We start from the raw sequence: 22,825 nt of genomic DNA, 5'->3' as shown, positions 1-22,825 counted from the left end.
CCAACATTCGATCGAATTTAACCACCCACAGGGCTAGTCATGGCTGCGTGAAACCGGAGGTTTCGCCGCAGGATGGCAGCGATTAAGGTGGAACCGGATCGCGCGCGGCAATCCTGAAATAAAATGGATTTTCTGGGGCATCGAGTTGGAAGATGTTTCAGGTTTTCAAGTAGTTTACCCCGGTCAAGAAGAAGGCTGACGCTTGGTGGTAGACACTTGCTCTGACTGCGACACCTGTTAGAGACTTAAATAATGTCTGGAGACAAGACTGTACATCTAGCATCTGAGACAGTATCTGCTTCAGGCTGGATGTTGCATAACTTTACGGCATTACCGTCGGTTTTTTGCAAGGTCTATCTGGCGGTAGATGGCAGTCAAGGGATCCTCGCGATTATATGATGGTGAGCTGGACAGGAGCGCGATCGCGCTCATCAAAGACTCATGATCTAGATCGTTGCTTTTTGCCACGAAATATGCTAATACCCTATATTATAAAAAATCTGGAATTCAATAAAAGGTCGATCGACAATAAGTGCGATCGACAATAAGTGCGATCGCCCAAATACTGTGATTAAATGGCGCTGGGGCGATCGTCATTTAAGCATTGTTGGAAACAGAAACCCGGTGGCTTACAATAATAAGCTCGCCCAGCATTTAAATTGCACCTCAAAAAATAATTAAACCATCAGTGGGGTGTTAGTCTAGTTGCTAGCCAAAAATATGCAATTCAAATGCCAAAACAACTTACAACCACTAATCATTAACCCATCTCAACCCATCTGATTGGTCAACGGCAATTCAACAATCAACTCAGTTCCTCCGCCAACCTCACTGACGCACCGAATCCGGCCGCCGTGGGCTTGCACAACTACCTGATAGCACACAGAAAGTCCCAAACCAGTACCTTTCCCGACAGGTTTAGTAGTAAAAAATGGGTCAAAAATCTTATCCTGAATTTCCGCAGGAATGCCATTTCCGGTATCGCGGACAGAAATTGCTACCCAGTCCGGCTCGCTTTGCCAACTGCGGATTGTTAATTCCCCCGGTTTGTCTGCAGAGTCGATCGCATCTAAAGCATTGTCAATCAAATTATAAAATACTTGGTTGATTTGGCCTGCATGACAGTTAACTAGCGGCAAACTTCCGTATTCTTTCTCGATTTTAATCTTGGTTTTTAGCTTATTTTGCAGCATCAATAAACTGCTGTCCAAACCTTCATGCAAATCCACCGCTTTAAATTCCGCCTCGTCTAATCGAGAAAAACTTCGCAGCGTCGTCACGATTGAGCGAATCCTACCGCTGCCTTCTCGCATGGAATTGAGCAGTTTGCCAAAGTCTTCTCGAACATAATCTAGTTCTAGTTCTTCATTGATTTTGACAAGTGCTTCCGCGGCTTCCGGGCAGGCTGTTCCGCAGAATTCAAGAGCTTCGTTTAAGACTTTAAAATATTCTTTAGCGTGAAACAAATTGGCGTGAATAAAATTGTTGGCGTTGTTGATTTCGTGAGCAATACCGGCCACCATTTGCCCCAAACCAGACATTTTTTCGGTTTGAATTAATTGCTGCTGTGCCGATCGCAATTCTTGCAGCGCTGCTTGCAGTTGCTGGGTTTGAGCTTGAGATTTGACCGCAGCTTCTCGGACTTGGCTGTAAAGTTCTGCTTGCTGAATCGCGATCGCCATTTGGTCGGCTAGCTGCGACAGCAACTCCATTTCTTGTCGCTGCCAGTTGCGAGTATCCCGGCACTCGTGAGCAATCAGCAAACCCCAAAGTCTACCGGGAAATTTGAAATTACAACTTCCGTCGGCAGACAGCGAATTTTCTTCATTTCTGGATGTAATAATCGGTACGATCAGATTAGCTTTTACCTGCAAACTGTCTAAAAAATCAACGTGACAAGGCTCTAAACCGGAATTAAAAATATCATTAATTGCTTTGACTCGCCCTTGCTGGTAAAGATCGGCGTAATCTCCTCTGAAACACTTATCTGCCCCCATATCTCCTAAAATTGAAGGCCAAGGAACCGTCATATCTTCAACGACAACTTTTCCCTGCCAGTTATCTTCAAACTGGTAGATAATTACTCGATCGCACTGCAACATTTGGCGGACTTCTCTCACCGCTGTTTCCAGGATAGTTCCCAGATCCAGCGTACTGCGAATTTGGTTGCCGATCAGTCGCAGCAGCGATTCTCGTTCAGCTTGGCGGCGGGTTTTCCTGTAGAGTTTGGCTTGATTGATCGCGATCGCCAATTGAGAAGCTACCCCTTCTACAAGTTGCCTTTCCCAATCTGTCCATTCCCGTTCGCGATCGCACTGATGCAAGCCAATTATGCCATTGACTTCACCTTGATAGCGAGTAGCTACTGACAGCATTGACTTAATCTCCAAAGCTTCCGCAATTGTCCTGGTTTGTGGGTTCAACCCCGGAAAATCGAGAAACTTCGTCACTGCTAGCGACTCCTGCTGAGACATAACTTTTTCCAAGTGCGGGTTGTCAGCAAGCGGTACTTTCATGCCCAGTTGGATCGGATAATCCCCCGCGTTGTACTCTCCCCGCGTGACTAAAATATTTCCTGTACTTGATTCTTTGACTAAAATACTCGCGCGGCTGGACTGCAGCACTTGCCCCAGCAATCGGCAGGCAGATGTCAAAATTTCTTCTATGTCAAGTGTGCTGCGAATTTCGTTATTAATTTGGTTGAGCAGGTTTGATAGCTGAACTTGCTGCTGCATCTGCACAATTAGGGCTTTTTGTTCGTCTATTTGCGGCTGCAAAAGACCTTCTTCCTGCCTCCAATTTTCAGCTTCCGGCAATTGCGAAGTGAAGATCGTGCAATGGTTTTCTTGTTGTTGTATTTTTAGAGACATATTTACTCTGCCGTTGTACTGTATTTCGATAGATCCTGGTTCTTTACAGATTTGCTTACCCTGCCAACAGCGCGATCGCCACTACTAGGAATGTTGGAAGATATTAAAACATTATAAAGGATGCACCCCGACCCTTGCAATTATTTGCTTTACAAATATTTATAAATATAAATTAAGCGTTCTGTCCACATTCCGCACCCTCAACTGTCACAATCGGTTTTTACTTACTTTTATTGAACAATTAAGCTCTAGATTATACTTTATTATCGTATATATAGCCTTTCAATCTCTCATAAAAGCTACTATCTAGGATAGGGCATAAACCTCTGTGGGCTTAGGGTATACCTCACTTTCTTGAAAACCGCTATAGACGGAAAAAAGTTTTTTGAGAGGCATAATTTATCACTTTAAAAATCGATTGCTCTGAGTAATTGTACTCTGTGACAGTTGAGGGTGCAGAATGTGGGTTATGTAGCCGAAAATACAAATTAAGCGCGCGCCATTGAAATTCCTTAGCTATCGGTCGATTTGAGATTTTCCATTTTTCGCTTTGAGATTTACTTCACAGATCGGTTAGCAGGAACAAAATTCTAAAACTTTGGAAGCATCCACAACAATTGTCGGGGGCGCGCAACCTGTTTTTTTGCAGGTAAATTAGACTTACTTGCTAGGTTAAGCGAATCAAATTAATCTAAAATCTATCTTTAGTTCAATGTTGACGATCGCGCTCGATAAACATGAAAAACTCAATTGTCGATAATTTTCGCCCGCTAGTTGCTACAAGCAACCTGACACCTCAATTCACAGGTAAAGACGAGGTTAAAATAGCTTTGGCGATCGGCAATTCGCGACTCCACTGGGGATTATTTGCTGGGAAAACCATAGAAAAAACATGGAATACAGAGCATCTGAAAGCTGATGCTGTTTCCACGCTCTGTGAGACAGAAAAAGCCGAATATTTGGTAAAAACAGTCATGAGTTCCATCGGCCAAATATCAGATCTAAATCTCCCTTTTCTTCATGATACTCCCGCCGTTTCTAATTCTGACGCAGTTTCTTTCATCGCGCCACCTCTGGTTTTGGCATCAGTAGTTCCCCAGCAAACAGCAATCTGGCAGAGTTATCCTAATGTCCGAATTATTACTTTAGACCAGTTGCCGATCGGGGGACTGTATCCTACTCTAGGAATTGACAGAGCTTTGGCTTTACTGGGTGCTGGCAACCAATTGGGTTGGCCAGTTTTAGTTATAGATGCTGGTACAGCTCTAACATTTACTGGGGCAGATGTCAATAGGTATTTAGTTGGGGGCGCTATCTTGCCCGGTTTGGGTTTGCAATTGTCGTCGCTAGGGAAACAAACCGCTGCATTGCCCTCAGTTAGTTTACCAGAAAATCTGCCACACCGCTGGGCAAAAAATACTGCTGGGGCAATTCACAGCGGAGTGGTGTATGCCACTCTGGCAGGAGTTAGGGATTTTATTGAAGATTGGCAGAGGTTGTTTCCCAATAGCAAAATTGCACTCACCGGGGGCGATCGAACTTTGTTATTGCAATACCTCACCGCAGCCTTTCCCGATACAGCTTCCTGCATAATTGACGCACCAGAAGCCATTTTTTGGGGAATTAGTCCTTAGTTAGTAGTTATTGGTTATTGGTTATTGGTTATTGGTTATTGGTTATTGGTTATTGGTTATTGGTTATTGGTTATTGGTTATTGGTTATTGGTTATTGGTTATTGGTTATTGGTTATTGGTTATTGGTCAACAGCCCACAATTCCCACTGACTACTGACTACTGACTACTGACCACTAACTACTGACCACTAACTACTAACTACTGACTACTGACTACTGACTACTGACCACTAACTACTAACTACTAACTACTGACTACTGACTAATTCACTTAGCAAATTCGCGAATATACTTAGCAACAATATCCGGGGCTTCCTGCGGTAAATTGCTTTCTCCCCCGCTGACAGATTGCAGTTCGGCATTAGGAACTAGAGCGGCATAACATTGACACAGAGATAAAGCTGTGACGCTATCTTCAGAACCGTGCAACAACAAAACAGGCACTTTCAAAAATGGTAAATTATCATCAACTAACTCCGCTGTAGTTTCAGCCCGCCGACGCCCCAACAGCAACTGCACTGCAACTGGGGACTGCACCAATTGCTGTCTGAAGTTTAGCAATCTGTCAATCTTTTTTTTGCGGCCCAACAACTTAGCAATGGGATAGATCGATCGCAACAACCAGTAAGCTAAGGGAGGTTTACCGATCAGCCAGCGAGCATTCTGCCACCGCGCCCGCCGGTGGCCAACCTTTACCCCTTCAGGGGCCAACAACACTAAACCCTGAACTCGATCGGGATATTTGATCGCGTAGCTGGCCGCCACCCAGCCGCCCAAAGAATGACCGACCAAATAAACCTGTTGCAGGTTCAAAGTGTCGAGGTATTGCGCGAGACATTCTACTTCTAGGTCGATCGAATAATGAACGTTCGGCCGTTCGGAATCGCCAAACCCCAGCAAATCCGGCGCGAAACATTGGTAGTAGGGGCTCAAATGTTCGATCGTCCCCAGCCACTGACTGCTGTCCTGCCAAGAACCGTGTAAAAATACTAAATTAGAGCCTTGACCGACTTCGTGCCAGAAGATTTGCCCTAAAGAAAGTTTGACCCGAGAATTGCGTAGCTGTGAGTACATCCGGTTAAATATTTAGCAATAAAAAGATGATTAATTTAATGTTCAGAACCTGTAAATTAAGGTAGGGAAAAATTAAAAATTAATTCCACCGATCGCAGACAACTTTTGACGGCGAGATAATTTCTGACTGTGCTTAAATTTGGATGCCCCGCCGGTTTAAGCCAAAGTTGTCAGACCTTGAAAATAGTCCTGCAAGTGCTTGTCGTTATCGTGGCTCAGCAGGTTTTCCGGCAGCGATCCCGGCGAAAAAGCCTCAACCTCGCTGATTTCCAGCGTATCCTGAATTTGCATCTTTCCTTCCACTTCAGCAGCTACCACGATACAAATTGAGTGCAGGCGCGGGTCTCTATCGGCAGCCGAATAAACGCCCACCAAGCGCAGGATTTTGACTAAATCGAGTCCTGTTTCCTCCGCCAATTCCCGCCGCACTGTTGTCGGAACATCCTCTCCCCAGTCAACCATACCTCCCGGCAGTCCCCAGCGACCGTTGTCGCGGCGGCGAATTAACACAATTCGCCCGTCAGGTAATATGGGAATCACCGCAGTACCAGTGACGGGATGGCGAAAAATCAGCCCCAGCACAGTTTGTCCAATTTGCCACAATCGACGCATAAACTCAAAAGCTTGTTTAGGAGAAAGTAATTCGAGGCCTCCTAGCTCGCAGCTCTGGAGTCTTAATTTTGCATTTGTCATTCAGGCGAGATTTCTAGCAAGTCTGCTAAAATTTCCGCTGCGTGAGATTCTGGTTTGATTTTGCAATAAACCTTTTCAATCCTACCATCTGGGTCGATCGCGAAGGTCGATCGAATAATTCCCATAAATTCTTTGCCCATAAACTTTTTCAGTCCGTAACAGCCGTAGGCGGTAGCGACTTCCGCCTTTGAGTCGCACAGCAACGGAAAAGGCAGTTGATATTTAGCTGCAAACTTGGCGTGAGACGCGGCCCCGTCGGTGCTGATACCTAGCACTGCAATATTGCGCGCCCGGTATTCAGAGTAAATGTCGCGAAAGCCGCAAGCTTCTTTAGTACAGCCGGAGGTATTGTCCCGATGGTAAAAATAGAGTACAGCTCGCCGCCCTCGCAAATCTGCGAGGCTCACCAAATTGCCGGCAGCGTCGGGCAGGCTGAAGACAGGATCCCGCGTCACCGGGATTAAGTGTCATTTGTCATATTTGTCAATTGTTGAGATAAATACTCTGGGAGACTAAAAACATTGCGTCCGATCGCACCCAGATTCCCAGCGACTTGAATCCCGGTGTTCTTTTTTCTGGGTCTTGTACCGGGTGTGCTATGATCGTCATCGGTCTAAAATTGAGTATAACTAGACAACGTAAAAACTTAACTGGATTAGTTGAGTGCGTAGTCACACCTAACGGTGTTGCGGTTTAGCTAGGCAGACAGGAATCCCCACAGTATACCGATCGAAGGTTAGTGTGGGATAAAAGGCGCGTGAGACTCCTGATTCCACCCGTTCACAATCTCATAAGCATAGCTTTGAGCCGTGGAGGGGTGGACAACGAGACGAACCAATTCCTTTTTAAAATATCAGTGGGGCCCGACGTGTTCCTCACTTTAAAATGCCGTAGAGGGAAACGATTGGAGTACCTTGAAGGAAGTTCTCGATATCCTTAACAGGACTCAGAAGCCTAAACCATATCGCTTGCGATTGTTGTGGCAGCGTCACGAAAGCTAAATTTGAAGAAAACCTAGCTACAGAAACAGAACCGATCGAGTACGGTATAGTATACCGGAATTTACGCTTCGGGAGAAGACACGTCTGCTTTAGCGGGAGAAATCCTGTCAGAAGCAAGTGACTTCGCCCAAGCAAGAATCTCAGTCACGCCTGAGTGCACAGAGTATCAATCTTAAGAATTCCCGGGCTTTCGGGCGCGGGGAGTGTCAATGTTTATTAGTGAGGTCATAATGGCTAAGCGCCGCAATCTCAAGAAAGAGAAGGCACAACGAAATCAAGCATACGCTCGCAAATTTCGCAAGCGGAGAAATCAAGATATGTTCTCCAACAAGAGAAGGCGATTTGACGGCGGCAACGGCGGCGGGATGGGCGCCATGAGCGGCGGCGGACGGGACAAGGATATGGCTGCTGCTGAAGAGTAATAGAGTCAGGCTATCTGCCCAATTTAGAACCAGAGTGGAAAACACGATCGTTCTTTCGGAGAGATAGCCAGCCGGAATTTGTCCGAGAATTTAACGATGTTTAGGCGAGCCGATCGCGCGCAGCGATAAGTGATTTTCTCACTTGTTCAAACCCGGTACCTCCATAACTATTGCGAGCCGCCACCACTTGCTGAGGCGCGATCGCGCTGTAAATGTCTGTATCAAAAGCTGGGTGCAAGTCTTTCCACTCCTCAAGTGTCAAATCTTTGAGGAGTTTGCCCCCCGAAAGGCAAGTTTTGACGACTTTCCCGACGAGGTTGTAAGCTTCCCGGAAGGGAACGCCTTTAGCGGCCAAGTAGTCTGCGACGTCTGTAGCGTTAGAAAAGTCTTCGGTAACAGCCGCGGCGAGGCGCGATTTGTTAAACGCGATTCCTTCCCTGAGCAAAATCGTCATTGCTTCCAAGCAAGCCTGTACCGTTTTCACGGTATCAAACAAAGCTTCTTTATCTTCTTGCAAATCTTTGTTGTAGGCCAAAGGAAGTCCCTTCACTACTACCAACAAGGCTTGCAAGTTACCAAACACCCGTCCCGCTTTGCCCCGCACCAACTCTGGCACGTCGGGATTTTTTTTCTGGGGCATGATGCTAGAACCCGTAGCGCAGCTATCTTTGAGCGTAATAAATCCAAATTCGTGAGAAGACCACAAAATCATTTCTTCTGACAGGCGGCTCAAGTGTACCAAAATCAAGCTGCAGGCTGCGAGAAATTCGATCGCAAAATCTCGATCGCTCACTCCATCTAAGCTGTTAGCATAAACCTTGTCAAAATGCAAGAGTTCTGCCGTATAATCTCGGTCGATTGGGAAAGTCGTCCCCGCCAGCGCACCGCAACCCAAAGGCGAAACATTCACCCGCTTGGAGACATCGCCGAGACGTTCCCAATCGCGATCGGACATTTCAAAATAAGCTAACAAGTAATGAGCCAAACTGATTGGCTGAGCGCGCTGCAAGTGCGTGTAACCGGGGATTAAAGTTTCGACGTTAAGCTCGGCAATATCGAGTAAAACCCCTTGAAATTCCCGCAATTGCTGGCGAATTTCGGCGATGCGATCGCGCAAATACAAACGAGTATCAGTACCTGCTTGGTCGTTGCGCGATCGAGCTGTGTGCAGCTTTTTGCCCGCATCCCCCACAATATCCGTCAGTCGCTTTTCTACCGCAAAGTGAACGTCTTCTGCATCAACTCCCGGAACAAAAAGACCTTCGCGGTATTCGCGGCGAATTTGCTCCAAACCATTGACTAACTGTTCGCCTTCTGCTGCAGAAATAATCCCCGTTTTGGCGAGCATTTTAGCATGAGCGACAGAACCAGTCAAATCGTACTCAATCAGTTCAATGTCGAAGCCAATACTAGCATTGAATCGGGCGATCGCTGGGTGCAGCGCTGATTCAAATCTTTGACTCCAAGTTTTTTGTTGTGCTGTCATTACTGAAGGTAAAACTAGATTATATGTCTGTTGCAGAAGTCTTTAAAAAACCGGTTCTGGGCATCGAAATGCAAGTCTGCCGATTTGCAGCATCAAACTAAAATCCTGCTTCCCTAATTCGGCAAAAAAAGACTTTAATCCCGACTGCAAACTTTTTATACCTGTATTGACACTAAAAAACTGAATTCCTGACTACAAAATTATTAAAATTATACTGCATCACAAAAAAATGAAATCCTGCCTGCTAACTTTTCAAATCTTTTCCGGTTGCATCGGAATAATAAAATCGAGTCAACAGTCCGTAGGGGCGGTGGATGGTGCGGGCCCGCCCTCTTAACAGTCAACAGTCAACAGTCAACAATCACATGACAGTACAACCGGAATTGATATCAAATCTTTTCCTAATGCCCCAAGTCCCACAAAAGCTCTAAGGAAAAATGCCCTTAACGAACCAGCCAACAAATATACCTATAAAAAAAGCTCCTATTTGACCAGTCGAAACAAAATGATTCCAAGCTTTCTGGAAATTAGTAAAAATCTCGTAGCTTTGGCCCAAAATCACCGTATTCAAATGAGATTTTACAACTAACAAATCAACCGCATCATGCCAATGAATCGAGCCGGTCAATCCAGCAATAATTTCCGGCATTAAATTAACTATCATGTTGATTTTCTCCTGTTAAAGGTGTTACTCTAAGTACAACCAGTGTCATGTCATCTTCGTTGCGATTGCCAATACCGATAAACTGCTGAACTCGATCGAACAAATAATCCAAAATTTCCTCAGACTGCTGATAATTTTGACAAGCCCACTGAAAAGCCGCAGTCAAATTATCCTCATCAAACCGATCGCCTCTTTGATTAGCAGCATCGGTAAAACCGTCAGTGTAATAAATAATAGTATCTCCCGGCTGCAATTGCACCTGAGCTTCTTGGTAGTGCGAATCTGGATCGAGACCAATTAACATACCCTCCAAAGTATCGAGTCCCAGAATCGTATTAGTTGCAGCTTGCCACAGCAAAGGTGGGTGGTGAGCAGCATTGCTGTAAGACAAAACGCGAGTTTTCGGGTCATACTCCGAATAAAACAGAGTAACAAAACGGTGGGAATTTTCCAAATCCGCGTGCATTACCCGGTTTAAATGTTGCAAAATTCTCGCAGGCGAGTGGCGGTTCAAAACCTCGGCCCGCAGCATACCCCGAGTCATCGTCATCAAGAGTCCCGCCGGCACTCCCTTGCCCATCACGTCGCCGATGACGATGCTCCAGCGGCCCTTGTCGATTTTGGACTTAAGATTTTGAATCAGGGATGGGGGGGGTTCCCCCTCATTTTCCTTGCCGATCGGGTCATAGTCAGCGGGAATAAAATCATAATAATCTCCACCGACTCTGCTAGCGGTTTGGCAGCGGGCGGCCACCTCAAGACCGGGAATTTTCGGACAACTGCGGGGTTGCAGCCGCAATTGAATTTCCGCCCCGATTTCTAACTCTCTATCTAAGCGTTCTTTTTCAGCTAACTTAACAGTAAGTTCATCTTTGTAGACTGCCACTGCGGTTTGATCCGCCACCAACCGAACTAATTTCTGTCTGCTGGAAGTCCACAAATATTGAGGGTCACTGCTAAAAACATAAAGCCGTCCGCGTTCTAAATTTTTGACTAAAATTGGCGTTCCAAACAATTGAACATCCGGGCCCAAATAACGACTTACTTGCAGGTCTAGACTAGAAGTTTGCCCTGAGATTGAGGAAGCAGATTCACCAGCCGGGGCAGCAACTGCTGTAGCTTGTCTGGTGGCCATTTCCAGCGCTTTTTGCAAATCTTGGCACTGCCGTCCTTCCTGACAGTGCAACTGCTGAAACCTGACTTGACCGTTGGGTTTGAACAGCACTAAAGCTCCCCCGTCGGCATCGGTAACGCGAGTCGCCACCAAAGGTACTAACTCCAAAAATTGATTGAGATTGTTAAAACTGCGGAGGGCAAATCCCAGGGAGCCCAACATATCTTGAACGTTGTGCTGGTATCGGTGCAAGCGGCCCACCAGTTCTTTGAGGGCAAATACTGGCGTCGCGTCGGTGGAATTGCGACCCGTCGGGCGGTCAGCAGGTTGAGGTGAGGGACGAGGCAAAGGCACAGCAGTCATTTTAAATTTGTGATTTTCGATCTTAAAAGGAACTTGATTGATTGAGGACTGAGAGAAGAGTCCAGTTGCACCGAAGCGTGATTGTTGAGTGTTGAGTTTTGGAACAATACCGATACAACTGGAAACGATATTGCACGCCAGCGAGCAGAAACCCGGTTTTTTTTCTTTAGTAGTTTGGTGGGATGCTAGTTTGAGCTTAAGAATTTGAGACTTTGAAGTTCTGTCCGGGCCTCCAAAAATCGGGCCCGCGGCAGATACCTCATCAATCTAAAATCTAAAATCTAAAATCCAGTAGGGCTTCGACAAATTCGTAACTAGAAAACGGCCGCAAATCTTCGATGCTTTCCCCGACTCCAATAAAGCGGATGGGCAGACCGAGCTGCTGCACTACTGCTAGGGCAACACCACCTTTAGCAGAACCGTCGAGTTTTGTCAATACTACTCCGCTTAATTTTGCAGATTCTGCGAATACTTCTGCCTGTCGCAAACCATTTTGACCTAATGTGGCATCCAAGACCAGTAGAGATTCTACGGTAGCGCCGGGGGCTTTTTTATCTACTATGCGACGGATTTTACTGAGTTCGTCCATGAGATTTTTTTTGTTTTGCAGGCGGCCTGCGGTGTCTACGATCAGCAGTTCTGTGTTTCTGGCGTTGGCGGCGGCGATCGCATCAAACACGACTGCTGCGGGATCGGTATTTTTGCCTGGGTTGGCAATAATTTCGACACCGCTGCGGGCTCCCCAAACTTTGACTTGTTCTACGGCGGCGGCGCGGAAGGTGTCGGCGGCGGCTATTAGGGTGTTGTAGCCGGATTTTTGGGCGATGTGGGCGAGTTTGCCGATCGTTGTAGTTTTACCCGCACCGTTGACTCCGACAATTAACCAGATGTTAAAGGTGTCTTTTTCTGGGGCAAAAGTCAGGCTGTAGGCGGGATTGCCGGCGGCGGTTTCGGCTGTCGGAGCGTCTAGAATGTCGCGCAGGATGGTTTTGAGGAAGGCTAGAGCTTGTTCTGGCGGTAAAGCTTCTTGTTTGAGTCTTTCTTGCAGACGGCTGATAATGATGTCGGTGGCTGCGACTCCGACATCGGCTTGTAGGAGCAAAGTCTCAATTTCGGCTACTGCGTCTTGGTTGAGCGGGCCTTGACCGACGATCGCCTTTAGTCGATTAATTAAGCTGCGGCGGGTTCTTTCTAAGCCTTTCCGCAGTTTTTGCAGCCAACTGATTTCTTCGACGGATACTTGATCTGGCCGGCGGCCCTGACTGGCGAGGATTTCTGATGACCATAAAAAGCCTTCGTCAAAGTCGAAACCGGGAATTTCTTCGATAATTGCGGCTCTTTCGGCGGAGGCTGCAATTACTTCTGGTTCTTCAATGGCGGTTTCTTTGAGGCGTTCGATGCGATCCATGCGCTCGGCTTGAGCTCTGGCCCAAAACGGCAGAGATTCGTCGGCTTGCGCCTCAGATGCGATCGACTCGGTTTCTTCTACAACTGAGGTTGCAGTTGCAGGTTGGGCAATTTCTATATTTTCTGCTGTAACTTCTAATTGTGGAGCAACGGGTGCAAGGTCGATCGCCCCAGCGATTTGTGGATCTGTGTCGGCAAATCCTGCATTTTGTGCTGCATCGGTTGCTTCAACAATCGCTTCTGGTGCAACTTCTGGAACTTCTGCAACAGTTTCTGCTGGTTCAACTTCGGCAACTTCTGCAACTTCTGCAACTTCGGCAACTTCTGCAACTTCTGCAACTTCGGCAACTTCTGTCTCGGCTACTTCTGTTTCAGGTTTTTGCTGTTTTTGAATATTTTTGTAAGCAGCTTTCGCCCAATTGAGATAATCTTCGGCTGCCGCGGGTGAACTTTGGTCGGTTGCTGCATCTGTTGGAGACCCGGCGGGTGCCGAAGTTGCCGACTCATCTTGGGTTGGCTGGGGGGGAGTTTCTTTTTCAGAAGATCCGCTTTCGCTGTACTGGCGACGAAACCAATTAAAAACCATAGGAAATTGGGAATATAGTTATTAGCCATTAGTCATCAGTCCTTAGTGTAGAGCGGATTGCGGATTGCCAATCACTAATGACCAATGACTGATGACTAATGACTGCAGGCTGTTGACTATTGAGTGACAACTTCTGCGTTAATTTTATCGACTACTCGGCGGAGGACTCCGTTGATGAAGCGATGTCCTTCGTCGCCGCTGTAACGTTTTGCTAGTTGGACTGCTTCGCTGACGCCGACTTGTTCGGCTAAGCCGAGATAGAGGATTTCGGCGATCGCAATTCTCATGATATCTCGATCGATCCTGGGCAACCGATCTATTTGCCAATCCACGAGGGATTCCGAGAGCAATTCGTCAATTTGAGAGCGGTTGGCGCTAACTTTCGTCAGGATTTGCAAAGCATAGGTGCGGACATCTTGCTGGTTAGCAAGCTGGAGCATTTCTGGAAACTCCATTGCGGAACCGAGACGGTTGATGGCGGTTTGCGTAAGTTCCACAGCTTCGCGCACCATTACTCTAGCACTTTGTATATCGCCGGCGCGGATTTCGCTAGCAAGCAGTTTGTCACTACTCCGCTGCACTTCCGAGGCTGCTGCTTCTAAGGATTCTTGAACTTCTGCTGTCAGGGTGCGGATGGCGGCGAGGACAACATCTTCCAGTTTCTTCGCTTCTAAGAGTTCTGGATTTGACGGTAGTTGGCTGATGCCGAGGAGTGCGAGTTCGCGTGCTGTTTCGCGGGATTTTTTCATATTTTTTAGATAGAAATTGGGATAGGAATTTAAGAATTGTTGAGATTGCTAGGTGTTGGTTGAGACCCTAGCCTTGGACTTTAGCAGAAAAACCCGCAAAAAACCCGCCCTCGGTCATGATTGTTGTTGGGCTGGTTTTGGACAATATAGAATCTGTTATTAAAAATACTGGACGGTTTCAACCGCCAGAAAGTCAAACTTGCACCTACCTGCTGTGGGGGTTGAAGACAAGGGCGATTGAAATTACGTTTTTCTGAACCTGGTTTCAATCTTCTTCGACTGGTACAGGCTGGTATCTTGATTCGGATATTAACGGTTCGAGTGTTTTTCCGGGGGGGTTGTCGGGGCTGACGGTAAGCGAGTTGCTGGGGTTGACGATGCCGCCGGAGATGATCAGTTTAAAGGCATCTTCGATCGACATTGACAAATTCACTAGATCGGTTTCCGGGACTATAGCGTACCATCCGGTGGTGGGGTTTGGCGTGGTGGGGATGAAAATGCCGATCGGAGTTTCGCCGGACAAATGAGACTTAATATCGTTACTGTCGATCGTACCCGTCACAAACGCCAAAGTCCAGATTCCCCGCCGGGGATACTCTATCAACACCACCCGGCGAAATTTGTCATTTGAGTTAAGAATAGTTCCCAGCAGTTGTTTGAGGGTTTTGTAAACCGAACCCGCTAGGGGAATTGCCTGCAACAGGCGTTCGCCAAAGTCTAGCAGCCACTTCCCGAAGATGTTGCGGGCCATTAAACCGATGAGTAAAATGCTCAGCAGGGGTACAGCCAGCCCTACTAAAAAATTCAGCAGATTGACCCAAATCGGGTTGAGTCCGTCAAAAGGGTTGATCTGCTTGGGAATTTTGGTAAGAAAATTGATGACCCAACTGGCGACGGTAATTGTCAGCCAGATGGTGGTAGCTAAGGGTATCACTACCAGCAGACCTGCGATCAGGTCGTTTTTTAAGTCTTGTTTGATGCGTTGGAGCACTGGTGGTCAACTCTCCTCGTAACTGGCTGCAAATAACGTGAACAAACCTGAGAGTAAAGCAACTGCACGGGCTTTAGTGAAAGTCGGCATTTTTATTGTCTTCTATCCCACCTTGCCGCGCCCTTGGATATGGAAAGAGTTAGGAGGTGGTAACTGCGGTTGTGCTGTACTTATATTGTCAAGAATTCTTGCAAATTACTGCCTGTCTTTAATATACTACGTGACTTGGGAAACACTTTACTCCTTTGTATATTTTAAGACAATTTAGCTAGGACTTAACAAATTAGCTCTTAGAGTTGAGGCCGATCCCATCGGGACGTTTCCCCTAGAAGGCTGTTGGGCTGCTGGGAGAACAGTTGAATTTTGAGGATGGGGCTGGCTAAACCAAGACAGTTGGTAATTGTACTGCGATCGCGCTCCCTCCCATCGCACAATCATTTTTTTGAGAAATTGACAGAAGTGCGATCGACCAATGTAGCAGATATTACGTCAAATTATTTCTAAAATTCTAGATACTTATTAAACCATTTGACTATTGAATTACCATAATAAAAGAGATTCGTAGTGTGGAATGCGAGTCCGTTAAATTGTTACGGAATATCGATAGATCCCTCAATCCCTAAATCCCTAAATCCCTAAATCCCTAAATCTAAAATCTGATTGTGATGCGTCCAAGACTGGTATAGTCAAATTCATATCCGATCGCGAAAATCAGCTCAAAAATAAATAGCTTATGTGGCAGACAACAGAACTGTTGGAATAAAACCCTATTCAAGGAAATATTGCGGGTGTTTCAACCAAAATACCCGACTTATTTGGCGGACATTTACATTTCTAGCGGTGACAAACCAGGGAATTCGGGAGAACCGACAGCATCTGCCGTATTGCGGTATAACGGAGTTACTGGCGAATATATTGACAGGTTTGTCGCTGAAAATCCGAATACAGCAACTGATGAAACTGGCGGCCTGTCTCGCCCTTAAGGTTTAGCTTTTGGCCCTGACGGAAATTTTTATGTCAGTAGTTTTTTGACTGACCAAATTCTCCGATATAACGGCAAAACTGGACAGTTCATTGATGTATTTGCTGCGGGAAACCAGCAAGCAGGAGGATTGAACGGGCCGAACGGTTTACTGTTTGCTCCTGACGGCTATTTGTACGTGACAACGCAGGGGAGTGTTGCTCGTAAGGTGAAGCCGATTTTAGCGCAAATTTACCCAGTCAGGTGCTGCGTTACCTACGAATTATACTGATACTTCGCCCAGTAGCAATTATGTAGGTGGTTTGGCATTTTCGCCGATCGGCAATTTGTTCGTTGTGGGCTTTGACAACCGCGCCAGCGCTAACGGTGCGGGTGCTGTTTTGCGCTACAGTGGCAAGACTGACGAACCGCTGCCAATATCGAGCAATACTTTGTTGAGTAACAATTCTATTTTTGTTCCTCCCGACAGCAAGTTAGAGCGTCCAGTGGGAATTGCTTTCTTTCCATCGGATGCTCAATTAGGTCAAAAGTGGAATTTTTCACTGGCAAATTACCCAATCGAACATCAAGGGTTAAACAACCTGAATATTGATGTAAATTACAAGTACAAAGATGGGATTCAAAACTCTAAATATCCTGATTTTTTGCCGATTTACAAGAGCATTGACAATTTTTTAGTTAATTACCCAAACGAAACAGATTTTTGGGAAATAATGAACAAAAACCTGACGGAAAAAGTGCTGGCAGAAAATCAGACAATTGCGTCTGTGACGGTTGATTTGGATGTTTTACCGACGGAAAAATTGCCTTAGGAGCGCAGCAGCACTGTGACTCGGACAGCCGATGGCAAATTAGGAGAAAGGTGGGATTTCCAGATTCTTGATTATGCGATCGAACATCAGGGTTTGAATAATCTAAATATTGATGTCAAGTATCAGTATAAACCAGGAATTACCCAGGGTGAATATCCTGATTTTGTGCCGATTTACAAAGCTATTGACAATTTCTTGAGTGCTTATCCAAACGAAACGGATTTCTGGGAAATTGTGAATAAGAATTTGACGCAAAAAGTGCTGGCAGAAAATCCGGCTTTGAATTCAGTGGAAATTAATCTGGAGGTTTTGCCGACTAACCGATTGCCTTACGATCGAGCTAGTATTGTGTCGATCGCCTAACCTGTAAAAGTCGCTTTCCTATCAGGGTTGAATGAGCCTTGAAGGAGCGGTTTCTAAGAGCGATCGCCCATGATATGATTTGTGCCATAGATCTGTAGGAGTTCGCGATCGCATTAAGACCACAGAAATCGGGTTTTTATGGCGATTCAAGGTCTATAGCGGTTCTCAAAAAGTGAGGTATGCCCTAAGCCCTATGCCCTATGCCCACGGAGCCCTATGCCGGATAGTATCTCATACCAGAGCACAGAAAGGCTATAGATGCAGTATTTTCGTCGATAAAACTCGGTTTCTGGGCAAATAGTGCGTCCCCGGACTATATTTTTGGGAAGGAAAATTTAATAACTTATACCAATTTCATAAAGTAGCGCTAGATATTACCCCCCAACCCCCCCTTATTAAGGGGGGGCTAAGACTTCATCCGTAGCACATCTTTAGAAAAATGGTATTAAACATCTCCTGCAGTCCTATCCTTTGACATACCTCCTCGTCCTAAATGAGCGAGGATTCCTTGACGCTTCACTGCAATGCGCTACCGAAGTAGTTTGACCTTTGCTCCACGTCCGTTTAGAGTCTCCCAATGCCCGCTAGGCGACTTTTCGTTTTGCTCGCACAAGCCCAAAAACTTGTAGTTGCCTCAAAGGTCGGACTTTGCCGTTGCCCTCTTGCTTCCCCTATTTCTGATCGCAACTCTGGCAGGACTCTCAACCTTGCTGTTTATTTTGGAGTATCTCAAATCCGGGCGGGTCAGTGACCATCTACATCTTAACTTAAAGCCGTCCTAAAAGGACGGGGTTTTCAATCCAATTTTTTGATAAGTGCCAAGGTAAAAGGAGGCTCTTCCTCCGCACCTGCATTACCAGACAAAGGAGGCAGAGGCTCCGCACCTGCATTACCAGGCTCTTCCTGGTAACGAGCAAAAAAGAGTGCGTCCAGGACTATATATGAGAAATCGGGATCAACTAACCAACAGGGGCAGAGGTTCAACTAGAAAGCGGAGCAATTTTTTATTTTTTTTTTAGAGCGACCATCGAAATTGAGTGAATAATGGAAGTATTCAAAGAATTTTGATTAAAACTTTAAGTAAAAGATATTAAGGAATTGTTGTGAAAACGCTAAATATCCTCTTAATAGAAGACAGTGCCCTAGATGCCGAACTGATTGAGGCTTATCTAGTTGAAGGCGGTCTCAAGTTTTCTCTGCGGTGCGTAGACACTCGGGAAGACTTTGCTGCGGCACTAGACAAACAATGTTTTGATATTATTTTGGCAGATTATATGCTGCCTGGTTTTAACGGATTAGGGGCGCTCTCCATGGCGAACGCTACTTGTCCCGAAGTGCCGTTTATTTTTGTGTCGGCTACCTTGGGCGAGGAAGTGGCGATCGAAACTTTGAAAAGCGGCGCTACAGATTACGTTCTTAAACGCAGTTTGACGCGCTTGGTGCCGTCGATCGATCGCGCGATGCGAGAAGTGAAAGAGCGGCTCGATCGCAAAGCAGCTCAAGCGCAGCGGATCGAGAGCGAAGCGAGATTTCGGATGATGGCAGATACTGCGCCGGTGATGATTTGGATGTTGGACTCTGACAACCTTGGCGATTATTTTAACAAAGTTTGGTTGGATTTTACCGGTAAAACTTTGGCGGAAGAAATGGGCAGCGGTTGGATGGAAAGCTTGCACCCCGATGACTTGCCAAAATGTCGGGATCTTTGCAACAGAGCCTTCGAGGCCCGCCGCGAGTACCGGCTCGAATGTCGCATGAGGCGCTATGACGGGGAATACCGCTGGGTTTTGGGTACGGGCGTACCCCGGTACAGACTCGATCGCACTTTTGCAGGTTACATCGGTTCTTGCATCGATATTAGCGATCGCAAATTAGCAGAACAAGAACGCACTGCCGCTTTGAAAAACGAACAAGCAGCTCGCAAAGAAGCAGAAGAAACAGCTCATGTCCTGCTATCGGCCAACGCTCGAATTACTAACATTCTCGAAAGCATTACCGATGCTTTTGTCGCCTTCGATTTAAATTGGAACTACACTTATCTCAACCACAAAGCTCTCGAACTTTTAGGCAAATCACAAGCCGAACTCCTCGGTAAAAATCTTCTGGATTTATTTCCCAATGCTGTGGAATTATCATTTTACAAAATGGCAGCCAAAGCATTAGCAGATCGGGTAACAGTAGAGTATGAAGAATTCGTGCCTTTATTGAATAAGTGGTTGAAGGTGCGTTTTTATCCTGCCTGTTCTGGTTTGTCGGCTTACATCGAAGACGTGAGCGATCGCAAGCAAGCAGAATCTGCACTCAAAGCTAGCGAAGAAAAGCTGAAAATGTTGGCAGAATCTAACTTGATAGGAATTGTCTTCGGCGATCTTGACGATGGCATCAGCGACGCTAACGACGAATTTTTGCGGATAGTGGGCTACCGGCGGGAACAGTTGGAGCGCGGGGAACTCCGCTGTAAAGACCTTACACCGCCGGAACACCTACCGCTGGACGATCGCAGCATTGCAGAGGCAAAAACAAATGGCGTTTGCACTCCCTACGAAAAGGAATACATTCGGCCCGATGGTAGCAGGATTTCTGTGTTTTTGGGATATATTTTGTTGGGGGAAAAGCGACAACAATTTGTGGCTTTTGTTCTCGATTTGACGGATCGCAAGGAGTTAGAAAAAGCACTGCACGATCGAGCCGAGGAATTGGCGCGAGCCAACCGGATGAAAGACGAGTTTCTGGGAACTTTGTCCCACGAATTGCGGACACCGCTGAATGCGATGCTGGGATGGACGCAACTGTTGCAAAACCGCAAGTTTGACGAAAAAACGACGGTTAGAGCTCTCTCAACGATCGACCGCAATACGCGATCGCTCTCAACTCTGATCGAGGATTTGTTGGACGTGTCGGAGATTATTACCGGCAAACTGTTCTTGAATTTGCGGTGGATGGATTTGATTTCGACTGTTGAGGCTGCGATCGAAGCTCTCGCCCCCGCTTGGAGGGCAAAAAATATTCAATTCGTAACGGATTTCGACGAAACAGCGGGGCGGATTTTTGGCGATTCCGGCCGCTTGCAGCAGGTGGCGTGGAATTTGCTGTCAAATGCGATTAAGTTTACTCCTGACGGCGGACAGGTAACGGTGGCGCTGCACAAAGTGGAGAGCACTGATGGACAAGCGCAATTAACTGCGAGTAAAAATGTGTCGCATCCTAGCGTCGAAATTGAGGTCAGCGACACGGGAGAAGGGATTGCGAGGGAGTTTTTGCCCTATGTTTTCGATCGCTTTAGCCAAGCTGACAGCTCTACAGCGCGACCTTACAACGGATTGGGTTTGGGTTTGGCTCTGGTGCGCCATTTTGTCGAAATGCACGGGGGAACAGTGCAAGCCGAATCGGCCGGTGCGGGACAAGGAGCGAAGTTTTTGGTGAGATTGCCAATTAAACAGTCTCATAGCGACGGCGGAGTTTCTGTGGTAGCGCTTGGGGAGTTGGCGGTTCGAGAAACCCCGGCGCGATCGCACCCGATGGAGTCTTTTGTGAGCAGCAACCTTTCGGGAGTGCGAGTTTTGGCGATCGATCGCGACCGGGATTCCCTGGATTTTGCCCGTACAGTGCTCGAAGATTGCGGAGCCTTGGTGGAGACCGCGACCTCGGTCATGGAAGCCTTAGAGGTGATTTTCTGCCTGAATCCAGATGTTTTGGCGATCGAACTGGGGATTCCGGGGGAAGATGGAGAGGCTCTGCTGCAGCAAGTGCGATCGCGATCGGGGAACAAGGAAATTCCAGCGGTGGCGCTGACGGCGACAGGTAGGGTAGAGGAACGGGTGCGGGCGCTGCGGCAGGGTTTTCAACTTCACCTGTCCAAGCCTCTCGATCCTGCGGAATTAGTGGCGGTGGTAGCAAGTTTGGCTGGGCGATGACGAATTGTCGATCGCGCCAGTCGATTTGAGATTTGAGATTTTTCTCGTTACCAGGAAGAACCTCTCTTTACCCCTGGGCTTCGGGAGAGAGGAGTGTGAATAATATCGGAAACAATATCAAATCATGTGCGATCGGCATAGTAAATTCACTGTTGACTGTTGACTGTTGACTGTTGACTGTTGACTGTTAACACTTAACATCATGAGGAGTGCAACCGGAATTTATATCAAATCATGTGCGTGCGATCGGCATAACAAAAAAGGTTCGTAGTGCGGACTTGCATATGCTTTCCCCAAAAAAATCGTAGTGCCCACTCAATATAATTTGCCCACCCTTGACAATTCAAAAAACCCTAACTTTGTATTTAATAGAAGACAAAACATTCTGCATAACCTCTTTCGCCACAGCCTTGACCACATTAATACTCACACTATTACCTAATTGATAGTAAGCCTTATCATCCTTGGGATGCAGCACAAAACCATCAGAAAAACCTTGTAAACGCGCCGCCTCGCGGGGAGTAATTCGGCGGACTCTGTGGTTGTGATAAACACCTAATTTATTAGCATCGCTAGCAACAAGCGTTACAGAAATCTTCTGCGGATCGAGAAATTTATACACTTCAAAAGAAAAATTACCCGACACAGGCTTGTACAAATCATTTTTCCGCTGTAGGTACTTTTTAGCAACCAGCAAATCCAGAATTTCATCAAGATTGGGACGAGCAAAAAAAGTAGCGATTTGCTCTTTACTTAAAAGCTTACCATCTTGGTGACAGCCAAATTTTTTATTTCGCCTTTTTAATATAAAAAGATTCATCAACTCAATTTCATCTAAACTGCATTTTCCTCGCAAACCAAGTTCCCAAGAATGAATCGAATTGCCGCCGCGATAGTCAATTAACCGCATTCCGTGCAAGCGACTTAAATCATTGTTAACAATTTGTTTTAATGCCTTGACAAAATCGGGCGAACAATCATATTTTGGGTCTGGATTGTCTTCCAAAATATCTGCCACTGTGACAGGTTTACTTAAGGGGGAAAATAACGATAGCTGTTGGTGGTTACAGGAATGGGAATCTTTTGGCCCTAAGTCGGAAACTAAGTCAAATTGGGGCGAAGCATTTAAAATTCCGACTAGGTAAACTCGGACGCGGTTCTGAGGTAAGCTAAAGTTAGAACTGTTGAGCAAAAAGCAATCGAAGCTGTAACCTCTACTGGTAATTTCCTGTTTAATTGTTTCGAGGGTTCTGCCGCCGTCGTGGCTGACAAGTCCTCGCACGTTCTCGAAAATAAATGCTTGAGGTTTAGCGGTATCAATCAGCCTCATTATTTCAAAAAATAAGGTTCCTCTGGTATCGCCAAAACCTGCTTTTTTGCCAGCAGCGGAGAAAGACTGACAGGGGAATCCTGCTAATAAAATATCGTGTTTTGGTAGTTGGTCAATTAGTCGGATATCGCCTAAAGGTGTGTCGGCAAAGTTTTTGCGGTAAACGAATTGAGCTTCGGGATTAATTTCGCTGCTTAAGAGGCATTCTGTTTTTTGATTCAAGGAATCAGCGGCTGACTCGAAACCTAATCTCATGCCGCCTATTCCTGAGAATAGGTCGATAAAATGGATGGTTTTCATAGCATAAAAATTGCTGATTTAGATGGATATCTTGCAGCATTATTAACAGGATTTAGACCCTCTTTCATAG

At 46.3% G+C, this 22,825-nt stretch carries 20 protein-coding genes; 7 read left to right on the top strand and 13 right to left on the bottom strand.

Annotated features, from left to right (window positions below):
- Positions 1 to 770: 770 nt before the first annotated feature.
- A complete protein-coding gene (locus IQ263_RS06645; protein ID WP_194066732.1) occupies positions 771 to 2,870 on the bottom strand; it encodes a GAF domain-containing sensor histidine kinase in 2,100 nt (699 codons plus the stop codon).
- Positions 2,871 to 3,607: 737 nt separating this feature from the next.
- Between IQ263_RS06645 and IQ263_RS06640 the strand changes: the two genes are divergently transcribed.
- The gene (locus tag IQ263_RS06640; RefSeq protein ID WP_194066731.1) at positions 3,608 to 4,504 is read left to right on the top strand and encodes a pantothenate kinase; all 897 of its coding nucleotides are present in this window, start codon (positions 3,608 to 3,610) and stop codon (positions 4,502 to 4,504) included.
- Between the two features lie 267 nt (positions 4,505 to 4,771).
- On the opposite strand, the gene IQ263_RS06635 is transcribed toward IQ263_RS06640, so the two are convergent.
- The 4 genes from IQ263_RS06635 to IQ263_RS29200 all read right to left on the bottom strand — a co-directional run bounded on the left by IQ263_RS06635 (position 4,772) and on the right by IQ263_RS29200 (position 6,880).
- Complete coding sequence (locus IQ263_RS06635; protein WP_194066730.1) at positions 4,772 to 5,578, bottom strand: alpha/beta fold hydrolase; 807 nt, start codon at positions 5,576 to 5,578, stop codon at positions 4,772 to 4,774.
- Between the two features lie 156 nt (positions 5,579 to 5,734).
- A complete protein-coding gene (locus IQ263_RS06630) occupies positions 5,735 to 6,190 on the bottom strand; it encodes an NUDIX domain-containing protein (RefSeq protein WP_194010783.1) in 456 nt (151 codons plus the stop codon).
- Between the two features lie 77 nt (positions 6,191 to 6,267).
- Positions 6,268 to 6,726 carry a thioredoxin-dependent thiol peroxidase gene (gene bcp, locus IQ263_RS06625; protein WP_370589010.1) on the bottom strand — a complete coding sequence of 153 codons (459 nt, stop codon included), beginning with the start codon at positions 6,724 to 6,726 and terminating at the stop codon, positions 6,268 to 6,270.
- Positions 6,727 to 6,754: 28 nt separating this feature from the next.
- Positions 6,755 to 6,880: a hypothetical protein gene (locus IQ263_RS29200; protein WP_255515822.1), complete on the bottom strand. Its 126-nt coding sequence runs from the start codon at positions 6,878 to 6,880 to the stop codon at positions 6,755 to 6,757.
- A gap of 622 nt (positions 6,881 to 7,502) precedes the next feature.
- Here IQ263_RS29200 and IQ263_RS06620 point away from each other — a divergent pair.
- On the top strand, positions 7,503 to 7,694 hold the full coding sequence (locus tag IQ263_RS06620) for a hypothetical protein (RefSeq protein ID WP_194066729.1): 192 nt from the start codon (positions 7,503 to 7,505) through the stop codon (positions 7,692 to 7,694).
- Between the two features lie 100 nt (positions 7,695 to 7,794).
- Here IQ263_RS06620 and argH read toward each other — a convergent pair whose 3' ends face one another.
- The 7 genes from argH to IQ263_RS06585 all read right to left on the bottom strand — a co-directional run bounded on the left by argH (position 7,795) and on the right by IQ263_RS06585 (position 15,492).
- Entirely contained in the window at positions 7,795 to 9,180 is a 1,386-nt protein-coding gene (gene argH / locus IQ263_RS06615; protein WP_194066728.1) for an argininosuccinate lyase, read from the bottom strand.
- 427 nt (positions 9,181 to 9,607) lie between these two features.
- A complete protein-coding gene (locus IQ263_RS06610) occupies positions 9,608 to 9,844 on the bottom strand; it encodes a hypothetical protein (RefSeq protein WP_194066727.1) in 237 nt (78 codons plus the stop codon).
- The gene (locus IQ263_RS06605) at positions 9,834 to 11,321 is read right to left on the bottom strand and encodes a PP2C family protein-serine/threonine phosphatase (protein WP_194066726.1); all 1,488 of its coding nucleotides are present in this window, start codon (positions 11,319 to 11,321) and stop codon (positions 9,834 to 9,836) included. Before IQ263_RS06605 ends, IQ263_RS06610 begins: the two co-directional genes overlap by 11 nt.
- Positions 11,322 to 11,595: 274 nt before the next feature.
- On the bottom strand, positions 11,596 to 13,314 hold the full coding sequence (gene ftsY / locus IQ263_RS06600) for a signal recognition particle-docking protein FtsY (RefSeq protein ID WP_194066725.1): 1,719 nt from the start codon (positions 13,312 to 13,314) through the stop codon (positions 11,596 to 11,598).
- A gap of 116 nt (positions 13,315 to 13,430) precedes the next feature.
- Positions 13,431 to 14,063 carry a transcription antitermination factor NusB gene (gene nusB, locus IQ263_RS06595; RefSeq protein ID WP_194066724.1) on the bottom strand — a complete coding sequence of 211 codons (633 nt, stop codon included), beginning with the start codon at positions 14,061 to 14,063 and terminating at the stop codon, positions 13,431 to 13,433.
- A 265-nt stretch (positions 14,064 to 14,328) separates the two neighbouring features.
- Entirely contained in the window at positions 14,329 to 15,054 is a 726-nt protein-coding gene (locus IQ263_RS06590; RefSeq protein ID WP_194066723.1) for a DUF502 domain-containing protein, read from the bottom strand.
- Between the two features lie 264 nt (positions 15,055 to 15,318).
- On the bottom strand, positions 15,319 to 15,492 hold the full coding sequence (locus IQ263_RS06585) for a hypothetical protein (RefSeq protein ID WP_194066722.1): 174 nt from the start codon (positions 15,490 to 15,492) through the stop codon (positions 15,319 to 15,321).
- A gap of 350 nt (positions 15,493 to 15,842) precedes the next feature.
- Here IQ263_RS06585 and IQ263_RS06580 point away from each other — a divergent pair, with 350 nt between their 5' ends.
- The 5 genes from IQ263_RS06580 (at position 15,843) to IQ263_RS06560 (ending at position 21,125) form a co-directional block, all read left to right on the top strand.
- Positions 15,843 to 16,037, top strand: a complete 195-nt coding sequence (locus IQ263_RS06580) for a hypothetical protein (RefSeq protein ID WP_194066721.1) — start codon at positions 15,843 to 15,845, stop codon at positions 16,035 to 16,037.
- Between the two features lie 45 nt (positions 16,038 to 16,082).
- On the top strand, positions 16,083 to 16,307 hold the full coding sequence (locus IQ263_RS06575) for a hypothetical protein (protein ID WP_194066720.1): 225 nt from the start codon (positions 16,083 to 16,085) through the stop codon (positions 16,305 to 16,307).
- A 31-nt stretch (positions 16,308 to 16,338) separates the two neighbouring features.
- Positions 16,339 to 16,848 carry a hypothetical protein gene (locus IQ263_RS06570; protein WP_194066719.1) on the top strand — a complete coding sequence of 170 codons (510 nt, stop codon included), beginning with the start codon at positions 16,339 to 16,341 and terminating at the stop codon, positions 16,846 to 16,848.
- A 15-nt stretch (positions 16,849 to 16,863) separates the two neighbouring features.
- Positions 16,864 to 17,211 (top strand): hypothetical protein, encoded by a 348-nt coding sequence (locus tag IQ263_RS06565; protein WP_194066718.1) that lies wholly within the window; start codon positions 16,864 to 16,866, stop codon positions 17,209 to 17,211.
- A 1,103-nt stretch (positions 17,212 to 18,314) separates the two neighbouring features.
- Positions 18,315 to 21,125, top strand: coding sequence for a PAS domain S-box protein (locus IQ263_RS06560; RefSeq protein WP_194066717.1), 2,811 nt, complete (start codon positions 18,315 to 18,317; stop codon positions 21,123 to 21,125).
- Positions 21,126 to 21,468: 343 nt separating this feature from the next.
- On the opposite strand, the gene dcm is transcribed toward IQ263_RS06560, so the two are convergent.
- Positions 21,469 to 22,755, bottom strand: a complete 1,287-nt coding sequence (dcm, locus tag IQ263_RS06555; protein ID WP_194066716.1) for a DNA (cytosine-5-)-methyltransferase — start codon at positions 22,753 to 22,755, stop codon at positions 21,469 to 21,471.
- Positions 22,756 to 22,825 lie beyond the last annotated feature (70 nt).

It is taken from the genome of Tychonema sp. LEGE 06208, from assembly GCF_015207505.1.
Taxonomy (GTDB): domain Bacteria; phylum Cyanobacteriota; class Cyanobacteriia; order Cyanobacteriales; family Microcoleaceae; genus Microcoleus.
Note: the sequence above shows the minus strand (reverse complement) of the source record. Positions and strands in the feature narration are given on the sequence as shown.

Bases quoted from the DNA above. Each gene is read 5' to 3' on its own strand.
- IQ263_RS06635 (WP_194066730.1), bottom strand. From the start codon at position 5,578: ATGTACTCACAGCTACGCAATTCTCGGGTCAAACTTTCTTTAGGGCAA.
- IQ263_RS06620 (WP_194066729.1), top strand. From the start codon at position 7,503: ATGGCTAAGCGCCGCAATCTCAAGAAAGAGAAGGCACAACGAAATCAA.
- dcm (WP_194066716.1), bottom strand. From the start codon at position 22,755: ATGAAAACCATCCATTTTATCGACCTATTCTCAGGAATAGGCGGCATG.
- IQ263_RS06630 (WP_194010783.1), bottom strand. From the start codon at position 6,190: ATGCGTCGATTGTGGCAAATTGGACAAACTGTGCTGGGGCTGATTTTT.
- IQ263_RS06640 (WP_194066731.1), top strand. From the start codon at position 3,608: ATGAAAAACTCAATTGTCGATAATTTTCGCCCGCTAGTTGCTACAAGC.
- IQ263_RS06610 (WP_194066727.1), bottom strand. From the start codon at position 9,844: ATGATAGTTAATTTAATGCCGGAAATTATTGCTGGATTGACCGGCTCG.
- nusB (WP_194066724.1), bottom strand. From the start codon at position 14,063: ATGAAAAAATCCCGCGAAACAGCACGCGAACTCGCACTCCTCGGCATC.
- IQ263_RS06605 (WP_194066726.1), bottom strand. From the start codon at position 11,321: ATGACTGCTGTGCCTTTGCCTCGTCCCTCACCTCAACCTGCTGACCGC.
- argH (WP_194066728.1), bottom strand. From the start codon at position 9,180: ATGACAGCACAACAAAAAACTTGGAGTCAAAGATTTGAATCAGCGCTG.
- IQ263_RS29200 (WP_255515822.1), bottom strand. From the start codon at position 6,880: ATGACGATCATAGCACACCCGGTACAAGACCCAGAAAAAAGAACACCG.
- ftsY (WP_194066725.1), bottom strand. From the start codon at position 13,314: ATGGTTTTTAATTGGTTTCGTCGCCAGTACAGCGAAAGCGGATCTTCT.
- IQ263_RS06645 (WP_194066732.1), bottom strand. From the start codon at position 2,870: ATGTCTCTAAAAATACAACAACAAGAAAACCATTGCACGATCTTCACT.
- IQ263_RS06585 (WP_194066722.1), bottom strand. From the start codon at position 15,492: ATGATTGTGCGATGGGAGGGAGCGCGATCGCAGTACAATTACCAACTG.